The organism is Clostridium tanneri, assembly GCF_033659955.1.
Taxonomy (GTDB): Bacteria; Bacillota; Clostridia; order Clostridiales; family Clostridiaceae; genus Clostridium_AM; species Clostridium_AM tanneri.
The window spans coordinates 1-548 of the sequence record NZ_JARUJP010000090.1; the positions used below are offsets into that span (position 1 = coordinate 1).

At 31.8% G+C, this 548-nt stretch carries 1 protein-coding gene; it reads left to right on the top strand.

Annotated elements, in window-relative coordinates; translation table 11 throughout:
- A partial coding sequence (locus P8V03_RS19065; RefSeq protein ID WP_318799383.1) for a hypothetical protein occupies positions 1–548 on the top strand: 548 nt, incomplete at both ends.

A 548-nucleotide genomic window follows, 5' to 3' on the forward strand; every position in this document is an offset into this window, starting at 1 on the left:
ATAGAGATATATTAGATAATAGTCAAAAGGATGAGATAAGATACAGCTATGAATACGACAACGAAGGTAATTTAGCATACCATGAGGACGGGGTGAATTTTAGAGATTATAAGTACAGCTACGATTTATCAGATAGATTGGTTAGAATTGATGAGTATGATAAAGATATAGGTACTTCAAGTTATGGAGAGACATATTCAACAAAATTTGACTATGATATGAGCAATAATCACAGCATAATAACGGAAAAAATAGATGAAAAACTTTATGAAACAAGATATGGTTATGACAAGGACAATAAACCTGTAGGAGTATTCTATGATTCTGTAATAGAAGACAGTCCAAACTTTGAATATTTTCATCTAAGTACAAATACTACTGGAAGTAGAGGAAAAACTCCAATACAGGAAACCCCTATATTTGGAAAAGACGAAAATGATCAAGGAGCTCTTTATGCATATCCAGGCACAAAAGTAATTTATGATTTAGGCATAGATAAAAAATCAGGAACTATGACAGCATGGGTAAATACAAGAAACAATACAGGT